The 12249-nt window shown below is 39.8% G+C and carries 12 protein-coding genes; 4 read left to right on the top strand and 8 right to left on the bottom strand.

Annotation, left to right across the window (positions count from 1 at the left end; genetic code table 11):
• Positions 1-54: 54 nt before the first annotated feature.
• The 5 genes from AB0756_RS18125 to AB0756_RS18105 all read right to left on the bottom strand — a co-directional run bounded on the left by AB0756_RS18125 (position 55) and on the right by AB0756_RS18105 (position 6862).
• Entirely contained in the window at positions 55-1701 is a 1647-nt protein-coding gene (locus tag AB0756_RS18125; RefSeq protein WP_050045938.1) for a methyl-accepting chemotaxis protein, read from the bottom strand.
• 233 nt (positions 1702-1934) lie between these two features.
• The gene (locus AB0756_RS18120; protein ID WP_038087646.1) at positions 1935-3560 is read right to left on the bottom strand and encodes a methyl-accepting chemotaxis protein; all 1626 of its coding nucleotides are present in this window, start codon (positions 3558-3560) and stop codon (positions 1935-1937) included.
• A gap of 354 nt (positions 3561-3914) precedes the next feature.
• On the bottom strand, positions 3915-5165 hold the full coding sequence (locus AB0756_RS18115) for a CheR family methyltransferase (RefSeq protein WP_038087640.1): 1251 nt from the start codon (positions 5163-5165) through the stop codon (positions 3915-3917).
• A 4-nt stretch (positions 5166-5169) separates the two neighbouring features.
• Positions 5170-5676, bottom strand: a complete 507-nt coding sequence (locus AB0756_RS18110) for a chemotaxis protein CheW (protein WP_038087637.1) — start codon at positions 5674-5676, stop codon at positions 5170-5172.
• A 259-nt stretch (positions 5677-5935) separates the two neighbouring features.
• Positions 5936-6862: a LysR family transcriptional regulator gene (locus AB0756_RS18105; protein ID WP_038087634.1), complete on the bottom strand. Its 927-nt coding sequence runs from the start codon at positions 6860-6862 to the stop codon at positions 5936-5938.
• A 117-nt stretch (positions 6863-6979) separates the two neighbouring features.
• Here AB0756_RS18105 and AB0756_RS18100 point away from each other — a divergent pair, with 117 nt between their 5' ends.
• Genes AB0756_RS18100 through AB0756_RS18090 form a run of 3 tightly spaced genes read left to right on the top strand, consistent with a single transcriptional unit; the run spans position 6980 to position 9014 of the window.
• The gene (locus AB0756_RS18100) at positions 6980-8311 is read left to right on the top strand and encodes a Na+/H+ antiporter NhaC family protein (protein WP_038087630.1); all 1332 of its coding nucleotides are present in this window, start codon (positions 6980-6982) and stop codon (positions 8309-8311) included.
• Positions 8312-8326: 15 nt separating this feature from the next.
• A complete protein-coding gene (locus AB0756_RS18095; protein WP_038087627.1) occupies positions 8327-8539 on the top strand; it encodes a hypothetical protein in 213 nt (70 codons plus the stop codon).
• Positions 8532-9014, top strand: coding sequence for a GNAT family N-acetyltransferase (locus AB0756_RS18090; RefSeq protein WP_038087624.1), 483 nt, complete (start codon positions 8532-8534; stop codon positions 9012-9014). The genes AB0756_RS18095 and AB0756_RS18090 overlap by 8 nt, the downstream gene beginning before the upstream one ends.
• Before the next feature lie 259 nt (positions 9015-9273).
• Here the strand turns inward: AB0756_RS18090 and asnS are convergent, their stop codons facing one another.
• Both asnS and AB0756_RS18080 read right to left on the bottom strand, forming a co-directional pair.
• Positions 9274-10665 carry an asparagine--tRNA ligase gene (gene asnS, locus AB0756_RS18085; RefSeq protein ID WP_050045939.1) on the bottom strand — a complete coding sequence of 464 codons (1392 nt, stop codon included), beginning with the start codon at positions 10663-10665 and terminating at the stop codon, positions 9274-9276.
• Between the two features lie 14 nt (positions 10666-10679).
• A complete protein-coding gene (locus tag AB0756_RS18080) occupies positions 10680-11033 on the bottom strand; it encodes a hypothetical protein (protein ID WP_038090198.1) in 354 nt (117 codons plus the stop codon).
• A 217-nt stretch (positions 11034-11250) separates the two neighbouring features.
• Between AB0756_RS18080 and AB0756_RS18075 the strand changes: the two genes are divergently transcribed.
• Positions 11251-11535, top strand: a complete 285-nt coding sequence (locus AB0756_RS18075) for a DUF6439 family protein (RefSeq protein WP_038090195.1) — start codon at positions 11251-11253, stop codon at positions 11533-11535.
• A 55-nt stretch (positions 11536-11590) separates the two neighbouring features.
• On the opposite strand, the gene AB0756_RS18070 is transcribed toward AB0756_RS18075, so the two are convergent.
• Positions 11591-12040, bottom strand: a complete 450-nt coding sequence (locus AB0756_RS18070; protein ID WP_038090193.1) for an ATP-binding protein — start codon at positions 12038-12040, stop codon at positions 11591-11593.
• Positions 12041-12249: the final 209 nt, after the last annotated feature.

The following is a 12249-nucleotide window of genomic DNA, read 5'->3' as shown; positions in this document are numbered from 1 at the left end:
GGTAAGTTATAGTTCCCATTTCAAGCCAGAATATTAACTGCATTGCAGAAAAAATTACATGGCAACATTGTCGGTTTTGACTTTGAAACGGGTCATCTCCTGATGCAATCCCCAAGCAACATGGTTGAGTTGGGCGATCGCGTTATTAATTTCCTGTAAAGAATCAGTTGTTTGGATTGAGGTGTTGCTTAACTGCACCATAGCATCGCTAATTTGTTGCGCTCCCTGAGATTGCGCTTCCATTCCAGAGTTAACCGCATCAAATCTCGGTGTCAGTTCTTGCACCTGCTCGATGATGTGAGACATTTGCCCGCTAATATTGGCAACATCTGCCACACTTTGTCCCACTTCTTTAGCAAATTTATCCATCTCCATCACACCGGCTGACACAGAAGATTGCATTTGCTTGACCATTTTTTCAATTTCCAAGGTGGCGACAGCTGTTTGATCTGCCAAACGTCGAATTTCTCTGGCTACCACCGCAAAACCCAAACCATACTCTCCGGCTTTTTCTGCCTCAATGGCTGCATTTAATGACAGCAGATTAGTTTGATCTGCTACTTTGGTAATGGTTACCACAATATTGTTGATGTTGTTTGCCTTTTCACTAATAACTCCCAAACGTGAGGCAATGATATGAGTTGCTTCCCCCAACTGACGCATGGTTGCTTCCATGCGTAGAAGATCTTTTTGACTGCTATTGGCTGCTGTTGTAGTCCCTTGTGACATGAGTGCCACTTCTTCCATAGTTTTAACTAGTTCCCTGGAAGTGACAGCTATTTCTTTAGCAGTCACTGCCACTTCATTGGTAGAAGCTACTTGTTCGGTCATTGTAGCTTCCAATTGTTTCCCGAAAGCAGCAATTTGAGTGGCTGAGGTTGTCACTTGAACAGCGGATTGCTGTACTTGACGCACCAAAGAGTTCAAGCTTTGGGTCATATTTTTAAGTACAGTCATTAATTTCCCAATGACATTGTTAGAAGAGACTTCAACCTGACTTGTCAAATCTCCCTGAGAAACCTTTTCTGCTAAAGTAAACGCATTTTGTAAGGAAAGACTTAAAGCCCGACTGGGAATCAAAATTGTGGCTAGTGAAACAACCACTACAGTGCTGACAATACAGATAAACGTTAACAAGATAACAAAATCAGCAAAGGTTTGTACTTGAGTTGCTTGTTTTTGTTGATTTTCTATTTCTTGATTTTCTAATCGAGTCAACTCATCTAACTTTTGCCTGATAGCGTCCATAATTTTTTTCCCCCGATCTGAAAGAATCAAATTTAATGCTTCTTGTTCTCGGTTGGCCTTTTTTAAGTTGATTGTTTCTTCTAATTCATTCAATTTTTGCTGTGATAAGGCTTCAATTTCATTAATGATTGTTTTTTGTGCAGCGCGATCGCTAATTTTAGATTCCAATTCTAAATAAGCATTGCGTAATCGATTTGTAGCTGTTCTGTAAGGTTCTAAATACTCTTCTTTCTTTGTAAGAATAAAACCGCGCTGTCCTGTTTCTGCATCAATTAAATTTTTTTCAATTTCTTTTAATTGAGTTTTTACTGAATGAGTTAATAGTAACGAATTAGATGATGCAATTAAGGAATCATTGGTTCCTTTGGAAACAGAACTAGCAATAGCTGTTAAAATAACAATGATTCCACAACCACCCAATACAAATTGATTAATTTTTATACCCTGTTGCATATGTTGAGTCTATTTGGCTACTATTTGTACATATATATAGTCTTCCCAAAATAATCCAAATTTTCAATTTTTTTATAAGAAATGAGAAGCTTAAATACAGTCTTCTCTGTCTTAACTTAGAAGCGAGTCATTTCCTGAGTCAATCCCTAGGTAACTTAGTTTTGGCTTTTTCCTTCTTACAGAAATGTATGGACAAGCTTTTTTAAATTGTCAATCTGAAATGATGAAAAATCCTATGCGGTGACTTTAAAGCGAGACATTTCGTGGCGCAATCCCTGAGCAACTTGATTGAGTTGGTGAATGGCATTATTGATTTCTCGTAAAGAATCAGTTGTTTGGGTTGAGGTGTTGCTCAATTGAATCATGGCATCGCTGATTTGTTGCGCTCCCTGAGATTGTGCTTCCATTCCAGAATTAACTGCCTCAAATCTCGGTGTCAGTTCTTGCACTTGCTCAATAATTTGTGCCATCTGTTTGCTAATACTAGCAACATCTTCTACGCTTTGTTCAACTTCTTTAGCAAATTTATCCATCTCCATCACACCGGATGATACGGAAGATTGCATTTGCTTGACCATTTTTTCAATTTCCAAGGTGGCGACGGCTGTTTGGTCTGCCAAACGTCGAATTTCTCTAGCTACCACCGCAAATCCCAAACCGTATTCCCCAGCTTTTTCTGCCTCAATAGCAGCATTTAATGACAGCAAATTGGTTTGATCTGCTACTTTAGTAATCATCACCACAATATTGTTGATGTTGTTTGCTTTTTCACCGATGGTTCCCAATCTTGTGGCAATGGTATTGGTGGCTTCTCCTAACTGGCGCATGGTGAGTTCCATACGAAGTAAATCTTTTTGACTGCTGCTTGTTGCTATTGTTGTAGTTTGTGACATGAGTGCGACTTCTTCCATGGTTTTGACCAATTCCCTAGAAGTTGCTGAGATTTCTTTAGCTGTAGCTGCGACTTCGTTAGTAGAAGCGACTTGTTCGGTCATTGTCGCTTCTAATTGCTTTCCCGAAGCTGCGATTTGGGTAGCTGAAGTTGTGACTCCAATCCCTGACTGTTGTACCTGACGGATTAAAATATTCAAATTTTGAGTCATAATTTGGAAAGATTTTAATAGTTTGCCAATCTCATTATTACTATTTGATTCAGTATCAACAACAGAATTTGTTAAATCTCCAACAGAAATTTGCTCTGCTGCTTGAACTGCCTTATTAATTCTGACTTCTAGAAATTGAGCAATAAAAACACTTGCTATAATAGCTAATATCAAACAAACCATAGAAGCTACAAGGGCTGATAAATTCATGATATTTAATGATTGATTTGTCAAGAAAATGCTGTCATCTAAAATATCTTTTTCTCTTTTGTCAAAAGCTTTGCTAATTTTTAAAAAATCCTCTATATATTCTTTTCCGTTATTAAAAAATAAAACGAGATTCTTTTGATTTTTAATTTCATTTTTTTTGATACTTTTTTGAACATAAATATTGTAATTTTGATAAAGTTTATACATTTCATCCATTCTAGAACGTTGTGCAGAATCTTGAACTGTCTTAGATAAGAGGGTAAAATTTTCTTGAAACATCTTTCGATCGTTTGTATATAGTTCTAAAGCATCTTCATTGATTTTTGTGTCAATGAAATATCGTCGTATTCGCCTATCCATATTTAAAATAGCTTGAGTCATGAGTTGTTTTTCATCAATAATAGTTTGCGATCTATTAACTTTTTTAAAAGTTTCTGTTGATTGATTTGCTGTAAAATAGACTATTAGACTGAATCCTAAAACTAAAATCGTAGGAATTGAAAACCCAAGTATAATTAAATCTTTAATTTTCCAGTTGCTAAACATTTCTTTTTCCTCAAGATTTTGAATTTTTTTAAACCTGTACCCGCAATACACATGGTTTGGAACTCGCTTACACCAAATATTGAATCTAAAAAACATAAAATATTCGCAGTCGCGATGTATGCGCCTTAGTGCAACTACGAGCCTAAAGGCATCTTATGTTTAATTTGTTTGAGCTATTGACAACCTGTTTTTATAGGTGATAGAAGCTACAAGTATTGATTGGCAGGTACAAGAAGACCTTCAGTTGCTAGAATTCCCTATTGGTCAAAGAGAGTAACAATGTGTACGTTAAAATTTATTTGGATTGAGACTGGGGACTAATGACTGGGAACTGGGAAAAAGAATCCTCAATCTCTATTTTCTCTTCTTCCGCAATCTCTGAATTCGTTGCAATAAAAGAGCTGCGCTGGTTTCATCCCCCTGATGTTCCCTTAGTAATGCCAAGTGAATTAATGCTTCTTCGCAATCTGGTTGCAGGTAGATCGCTTTCTTAAACTGTTGCGCCGCTTGTTCTTCTTGTCCTGTTGCTTGCTGTATCTGTCCTAGTAGAACATAAGCTTTGGCACTGCTAGGGTTTTGTTTGAGATAATTATTGCACTGTTGAGTGGCTTCTTGAAAGCAACCTCGATCTGCTAAGGTTCTTGCTGTTTGCAGCATATCTTCTTTTGACTCATTTAAGAGTTGTACTTTTCCTCCGTCGGTAATTAATTGTTTGTTGTATGTTACAGGTGGTTTGAGAGCAGTTTTGTAGGTGGGATGATGCTTTTTGACAGCGGTTTTACAATGGTTTGATTTTAATGAAGCATGAGAAGTCCCTGACTTTCGGTAAGCAAATACCATTGGCTGGGAAATGGGAATGAATTTAGTATTGAGTAACCATCCTGCTTCGCCATGACCTACAAATAGCAAGCCTTTCTGGGTTAGCAACCGTTCCAGAACTCCTATTGTTCGCTCTTTTGTAGCTCGGTCAAAATAAATTAAGAGATTGCGGCAAAAGACAATATCGTAGGAGGGGGTTGTCCCCAAAAAATGAGCATCTGCAAGGTTACCTTGCATAAAATTGACCGAGCTTCTCACCTGTTGGCACAGTTGATATCCAGTTTCCGTAAGTTGGAAATATTGCTCTTGGAAAAAAGAGCTTGTACCGCGAAATGAGTATTGACTGTAAATTGCTTGTTGGGCAACTTGCAAGCTTTTTTTGCTAATGTCTATAGCGTCAATACGAAAATTGGCAGCCGTTAACCCGGCTTCTAGTAACGCGATCGCAATAGAATAAGGTTCTTCGCCTGTTGAGCATGGAACGCTGAGAATTTGTAATATACGATTTGAGTTATTTGCCAACCACTCAGACAATACATAATCCTTGAGAAAATTAAATGATTCTCTTTCTCTAAAAAACCAAGTTTCAGGGATAACAACACTCTCAACAAAAGCTTCCCATTCTTGAGGTGATTCCTGCAAAAGCCCCAAGTAACCAGCCATAGTAGATATTCTGCAATCTGCCATTCTTTGATAAATAGCTCTAGCGATCGTGCTAGAACCAATTGAATTTGCATCTAAACCAATTTTTTGTTTTAGTAAACTTTCGATGACAGATTGTGGCATTGGGTTAGTGGTTAGTTGTTAGGGGTTGGGGGTTAGGGGTTAGTTTAGCGGTCACAGATAAGAGATTGGCTTCTGACAACAAGTGTTCTGTGCGGATACACTGAATCATGCCTTGGGCGTCTAAGATTATCTTGCCCAAGTAAGGGGCTGCATCTACCTCAATGTTTGCATCAACCATTTCGACATCTGAGGTTTGCAAGGTTTCTACAACTCCTTCTGCCATTAAACCCACTAAATGAGGGGTTTGCGATTTTGAAATGGCATTGCGATCGCTCAGACAATAGTTAATAAGTACGATGCGAGTACTCAGATGCTCGCAGCATGGTTTATCGTGCATCAACTGGCGCAGATCGAGCACTGGAACAATACACCCTCGGTAATTAAAAACACCAGCAACGTATTTGGGTGTATGGGGTAGAGTTTTGAGAATAACTAGGGGGAGGACTTCTACAACCTGCTGACTTGCGATCGCATAAAGTTGATTATCAATATTAAGTAATAAAAATAACATTTATAGACCTTGTAATATGGATTGAGTGAATGCAGTTTAACTTAATCCTGCAAGGTTCATAAATAGAAAAAATACTTGAAATTGGGAATTACGCCTGTCTTCTGTATATTAAATGGTCAATATTGCTGAATCCAACTTTGAACCCCGATTTTTGGGTTTCGTTCCTCAACCCAACCTACTGCTTTTAACATTTTTAAACTCTCTTGTATACTGATATAACTCAATCTTAGAGCTTTTCCCAGTAGGCTAAAGTAGAAATTTATCTGCGTTCATCTGCGGTTAATTTTTTTCTATCCCATACCTGTTTGAGAACATCTAAAAAAGCAAAGACTCGTTTTGGTAATATGGCATCGGCTAGAATAATCACTCCAATAATTCGCTCGAGAGGAACTGGTAAACTCCTAACCTGTATCTCTTCTGGTATGGGTTCGGCGGTGAGTCGAGCCATCACAGTCGCGCCCAATCCCTGCTTCACCATGCTGAGCACTGTTGAATCTTCCCTGACTTTATGGCTAACTTTCAACGTTTGACCAAATCGTAAGAAATGCTCTTGGATGAATTTGTTATGCTGTGGACTCCGCAGATTGACAACCATTGAGTACTCTGCTACTTGTTCCCAACTGAGAGGTTCATCAGACGCAAGCATTCCTGGTGACAGCAGTACAACAAACTCGTCTCGAAATAATTCCCAAGCCTCAAACTCTTTTCCTGTGGGAAGCAAAGTAAAACCGACTTCTGCTTGACCTTGTTGTAATGCTTGTTCTACTTCTACATACCTGTCAAATTCGGTAATGACAACGCCCATGGTGGGATACTTCTCGCGAAAACGAGCGATGACTTTTGGTAGTATATGGGTTGCGATACTCCGAACGCAAGCGACCCGTACCTGTCCGCTTTGCAATCCTTTTTCTCGTTCGGCTTTTTCCATAACGTTCCCTAACAAATGCAAAATTTGTCGGGCTTCCTCAAAAATTTCTTCTCCAATCGGGGTTAATGTCGCACCGTGACGACCTCGCAACACGAGAACAACTCCTAATTCTTCTTCTAAAGTCGCGATCGCATAACTCACCGTTGATTGAGATAAACCCAACTCCAAAGCCGCTTCGCTAAAACTCTTGCGCTCTCCAACAGCCACTAGAGCACGTAGCTGAGAGATTTTAAGATTACAGTCGTTGATTTTGTTCATCAAACTCAAGAAAGCTTTCTATCTATCGATTTTATCGATAGAAGGTATCGAGGGTATCGTTTGTTTTTTAATTCAGTCATCAATAAACTGTTTCTTATTGGTAAAGAAATTTAAACAATGTCTTCATTATTTTCTCTCACGCTCTGCTTTGTTATTTTGTTGTTTAGCGTGACTAAAGGATTCTTTGTTGCTTATTCTCTCGGTCTATCTTTAGTCATACTGCTGGTTACTTTTACTTACCGGGGCTTCCCTTTCTCAAGCCTGTTAAAAATGGGTTATAACAGCAGTCAAAAAGCTTTTTCCATTATCACAATTTTATTACTTATAGGAGTGGTCACATCAATTTGGATGGCGTCTGGAACCATTCCAGCCTTGGTTTATTATGGGACTCAATTCATCAATCCTCAATACTTTGTTCTTTCAGCCTTTCTTCTTACCTGCATGATTTCTGTACTTCTGGGAACTTCCTTTGGAACTGTCAGCACTGTAGGTGTCGCACTCATGATTATGGCGAAAGGAGGAAACATCAATCCTCACATAATTGCTGGAGCTATTATTGCGGGAGGCTATTTTGGCGACAGATGTTCTCCCATGTCTTCTAGCGCTCATTTGATTGCTAGTCTTACCAAAACTAACCTATACAGAAACCTTGCATATCTAATGACAACTGGTTGGTTTCCATTAGTCGCTTCTATTCTAGTTTACTTTTTTCTTTCGCTTGGCAATCCCATTCAAGCTAGAAGTCAAAACTTACTGGCAGAAATTCCACATTTTTTTGACATCAACTTGCTAGTATTATGTCCTGCTATTATCGTTTTCTTCCTTTGTCTATTGAAAATAGAGGTGAAAGTTACGCTAGCAATTAGTATTGCGATCGCCTTCTTTTTAGGAATCTTTTTCCAAAATTATTCCTGGCTGCAAATGTTGCAATTTATTGTCTTTGGATTTCGTTTAGATTCACAAGCTCAATTAACTGACGCTCTCACTGGGGGTGGAATTCTATCAATGCTGAGAGTTTCAGTCGTTGTTGTGATTTCTACATTTCTTGTAGGAATTATCGTGGGAACAAAAACTCTAGCATCTGTAGAAAAAATCTTTAGAAGAATTTCTTCCAAAAGTGGTTTATTTTTGAGCACTGCTGCAGTTGGTTTGGTATCTGCTGCTTTTGGTTGTACTCAAACACTTGCTATTCTCATGACCTATCAACTTATGAAAGAAAAATACGAGCGGGAAAACGCGAGCCATTACCAACTGGCGATCGACATTGAGAATACTGCTGTTGTACTTGCGCCTCTTGTTCCTTGGAACATTGCTGGATTAGTTCCTGCGACTGTTTTAATGACTGATTCGGGATTTATTCCTTATGCGGTTTATTTGTATTTTATTCCAGTTTTTAATTGGATTGGGTTTAAGTTAGTTGAGTCGAGGATGCAACGTAAGTTTGAATAGAAATTTTCTATTTTTATGAACCGCGAAGACCAGCCAGTGCGTTGCGGTGAATCCAGCCCTGATAGCGCAGCGTGGCACGAAAGTGCCATAGGCGGGTTTCCCGCGCCCTGGGGACTGGTGAACCCGGAGGGGGGTTCCCCCCGTTGTTCGCGCAGCGTCTCCGCAGGAGATAGCATCTGGCGTCGCAAAGAACACGAAGGAAAGAGGAAAGGAACAAGATATGAATGAGGAAAAGCTTTTAATCAGACAAGCTACGAAAGATGATATCTCAATTGTTATGGAGCTTATTTTACTGAAAGCTGAGTTTGATGGATGTCTCGCTGCTTTAGAAGCAACGCCTCAAAAACTAGAAGATACAATTTTTTGTCAGAATCCTCTTGCTTTTGTTTTGTTGGCTGAGATTGATGAAAATGCAATTGGATTTGCAAGCTATCATCGCATATACTCTACTTTTCTTGCTAAACCAGGAATTTGGTTGGACGATTTATACATTAAAGCTGAGTACCGCCATTGTGGAGTTGGGACAGCTTTGATAAATCATTTGTGTCGAATAGCTCAACATATAGGTGGTGCAAGAATTGATTGGATAGTTAAAGTCAATAATGTACCAGCAGTCAAGTTTTACGAAAAAATGGGGGCAAAAATTATTCAACAGGTTAGATTGTGTCGTCTGGAAAGAGAAGTGATAAGGGATAAAGGCTGAAGCCGTATCGCAACTACAGCATATGAAAATGAAAACTTTCTGCTTGGGAGAGTATGAGACAAGGGAGCAGCTATTTTGACTTATCTTCTTAACTCAAATGTTTTTTTAGTAAAGTCCACGTAGGTGGACTTTGTCTGTATAGCCGCGAATTCTATTCGCTCTAGGAAGTGTAAGTTTCTTAGAAATGATTTAGGATTGCTATATATCTTGCACCATTGTTTATTGCATTCCCAGGCGGAGCCTGGGAACCAGAATCTCACTAAAATTCAGCGCTTTCAGGTGTGCGTGGGAAGGGGATAACATCTCTGATATTGCCCATACCCGTCATAAATTGCACGAGTCTTTCAAAACCAAGCCCAAAACCTGCGTGTGGAACCGTACCAAAGCGGCGCAAATCCAGATACCACCACAAATCCTCTGGTTTCATCCCTTGAGCAAGTATGCGACGTTCTAAAATCTCCAAACGTTCTTCCCGTTGGGAACCACCAATGATTTCACCAATTTTGGGCGCAACAATGTCCATTGCGGCTACGGTTTTTTCATCATCGTCCAAGCGCATGTAGAAAGCTTTGATTTGTACCGGATAATTTGTGACGATAGTGGGCTTTTTGAACAGCTGTTCTGCAAGGTAACGCTCGTGTTCTGATTGTAAATCGAGACCCCAACTCACTGGATATTCAAATTTGACGTCAGCTTTCTCTAAGAGTTTGATGGCTTCTGTATAAGTTACACGTTCAAATTCATTATTAATAATGTTATCTGCTGTTGCTATAACAGTGTTATCAATGCGCTGGTTAAAAAATTCCATATCTTCAGCGCAGTTTTCCATCACGTATTTAAATATGTGCTTGAGAAATGCTTCTGCTAAATCCATATCCCCTTTAAGATCGCAAAATGCCATCTCTGGTTCTACCATCCAAAATTCTGCAAGGTGACGGGAGGTGTTAGAATTTTCTGCACGAAAGGTAGGTCCGAATGTATAAACGTTGGTAAATGCTGTCGCCATAACTTCGGCTTCTAGCTGTCCGCTGACTGTTAAGTACGTTGGTTTACCAAAAAAGTCTTTACTGTAATCTACAGCTTTGGTATCCTTGCGAGGCACATCTTTTAAATCTAAACTGGTGACGCTGAACAGTTCACCCGCACCTTCACAATCATTGGCGGTGATGATGGGTGTGTGTACCCACAAAAAACCGCGTTCTTGGAAGAATTGATGAATGGCTGTAGCGCATGCATTCCTAACTCGGAAAACTGCACCAAAGGAATTGGTTCGCGATCGCAAGTGTCCGATGGTTCTGAGAAACTCAAAGGAATGTCGTTTCTTTTGCAGGGGATATGTATCGGGATCGGCTTCTCCGTATACTGTTACCTTATTAGCTTTTAACTCTACACGCTGACCTTTTCCTTGGGAAGCAACCAACACGCCTGCAACTTCTACTGACGCACCTGTGTTTAGCTGTTTCAAAATACTGTCATATCCTGGCAAATCTTCATTGATTACGACTTGCAAACTAGCCAAGGATGAGCCGTCATTCACTTCAATAAAAGCAAAACCTTTTAATTCCCGTTTTGTACGAACCCAGCCTTGAACTACCAAAGACTCATCAGGTTGACCATTTCGCAATATTTCTGCAATCCGTGGACTTACCATATCATCCAATAAACTTACTTTAATAACCAGCCTATGATAACGCCCAATCCCCCAAAGCGAACTGCCATCCAGAAAGGTTCTTTTAAACTTTTCCAAGAGAATAACTGGCTTTCCAATCTCAGATCTAGTTCTTCTAGCTGCTGTTGAATATACCTTAGCTCCGTTTTCATACCGGGCTGCTTGCTGTCATGCAATTGGTCAAGGCGTTGTTGCAACTCTTGTTGATGCGATCGATCTGCCTGTACTTGATTGTAACGTTCTTTAAATGCAGCTAGTGCTTGCTCTACTTTTAAGAGTTGCTGTTCCAAATCTTGTTCTGGGCTTTCTCCATCTGTTGGTGGTTCAGATGGTTTTTGATTCGGTTTCATATATAAGTTAAGTCGGTGTGAACAAACACAACTGAGTGCTCGAGCTGTTGGTGGTTAGTGATTAGTCGTGAGTAGGCTTGAGCGCAACCCAAGATTTGTTTTGTGCATCTAGGTTTACCCGCGCCTATCTACTTATGTCTTAGGCTAATATTAAATCCGATTCTCCCAACACTCAGGCTAAATTTGTCTATATTAACTAAACCAGAGCACCGATACCATGTCTCAATCAACCCAGATCCCAAAAACTAACGAGCTGAGCCAGTTTAGCACTTTAGAATTAGCCCAAGCTCTTATGGAGAGGCTGAGTATTTCACCTAACGATTGGCACCGCCTTAAGTCTAACCGCAAAGTTCGCGCCGGCGAACAAGCCGCCGCCGCTCTTGTTTTTCTCTTGAAAGACAACCCTGAAGAAGCTTTGCAAAAGCTCCAACAAGCAAGCGGTTGGTTGGATAAATCTCTTTCTGCTCCACCTTGTCCAACTCATGGAAGACAGGGTGAGTAGTTAGTTGTTGGTTGTTAATGATTAGTGGTTTTACTAACCACTAACCACTAACTCATTAACGTCTCAAAGATAATTTAGCTTTATGTTCTAATTGTTTGCATAATCTTAACTCTGTGCCTTTTCTATTCCACTCCACTTGATCGAACACCTGACGCAGAATACACAAACCACGACCATTTTCTGATTCATCGGGTGGTAAATATTCTGTGGGGTCTTCATAACAAGGAGCTACAGGCATAAAACCGTCACCTTGGTCTGATATGATCCACCAGTATTGATTGTCAATCAAGGAGAACCTGACTATAACTGTTTTTCCAGGATCTAGGTTGTTACCGTGCTTGGCTGCGTTTACAAGAGCTTCTTGAAGCCCAAGGCGCAATTCTGCTTGTAACATTGATGGAATTTCTGCCAATAATAAATCTAATATTGGACACAGATATAACGTTGAGGCGAAACTAATTGTACCCCAATTACGTCCTGTTGGACGGAGCGAGATATTAATCACAATGAGGAACCCCGTAGCTTTCAGAGTTAGCTAGACATCAGTTTGCTGTCACAGGCACCCTGATCTAATGTGAGGTGGTCGTGTTGCCTTCAAACTTGCGTCTGTTGAACTAAATTTTGAAAATGCTAGGGCGCATAGACTCTCTAAAAGACATGAGTTGATTAAGTACAATTACAGCTAGTGAGCACCAATCGTAAAAACAGGCAATT

Origin of the sequence: Tolypothrix campylonemoides VB511288_2 (assembly GCF_045999855.1) — a bacterium.
Classification (GTDB): domain Bacteria; phylum Cyanobacteriota; class Cyanobacteriia; order Cyanobacteriales; family Nostocaceae; genus Scytonema; species Scytonema bouteillei_A.
This window is presented reverse-complemented; position numbering and strand designations above follow the sequence as displayed.

What these genes read in the sequence shown, in the direction of transcription:
- AB0756_RS18120 (WP_038087646.1), bottom strand. Translation starts at nt 3,560, where the DNA reads ATGTTTAGCAACTGGAAAATTAAAGATTTAATTATACTTGGGTTTTCA.
- AB0756_RS18095 (WP_038087627.1), top strand. Translation starts at nt 8,327, where the DNA reads ATGAACCGCGAAGACCAGCCAGTGCGTTGCGGTGAATCCAGCCCTGAT.
- AB0756_RS18115 (WP_038087640.1), bottom strand. Translation starts at nt 5,165, where the DNA reads ATGCCACAATCTGTCATCGAAAGTTTACTAAAACAAAAAATTGGTTTA.
- AB0756_RS18105 (WP_038087634.1), bottom strand. Translation starts at nt 6,862, where the DNA reads ATGAACAAAATCAACGACTGTAATCTTAAAATCTCTCAGCTACGTGCT.
- AB0756_RS18090 (WP_038087624.1), top strand. Translation starts at nt 8,532, where the DNA reads ATGAATGAGGAAAAGCTTTTAATCAGACAAGCTACGAAAGATGATATC.
- AB0756_RS18110 (WP_038087637.1), bottom strand. Translation starts at nt 5,676, where the DNA reads ATGTTATTTTTATTACTTAATATTGATAATCAACTTTATGCGATCGCA.
- AB0756_RS18125 (WP_050045938.1), bottom strand. Translation starts at nt 1,701, where the DNA reads ATGCAACAGGGTATAAAAATTAATCAATTTGTATTGGGTGGTTGTGGA.
- asnS (WP_050045939.1), bottom strand. Translation starts at nt 10,665, where the DNA reads ATGGTAAGTCCACGGATTGCAGAAATATTGCGAAATGGTCAACCTGAT.
- AB0756_RS18100 (WP_038087630.1), top strand. Translation starts at nt 6,980, where the DNA reads ATGTCTTCATTATTTTCTCTCACGCTCTGCTTTGTTATTTTGTTGTTT.
- AB0756_RS18080 (WP_038090198.1), bottom strand. Translation starts at nt 11,033, where the DNA reads ATGAAACCGAATCAAAAACCATCTGAACCACCAACAGATGGAGAAAGC.
- AB0756_RS18075 (WP_038090195.1), top strand. Translation starts at nt 11,251, where the DNA reads ATGTCTCAATCAACCCAGATCCCAAAAACTAACGAGCTGAGCCAGTTT.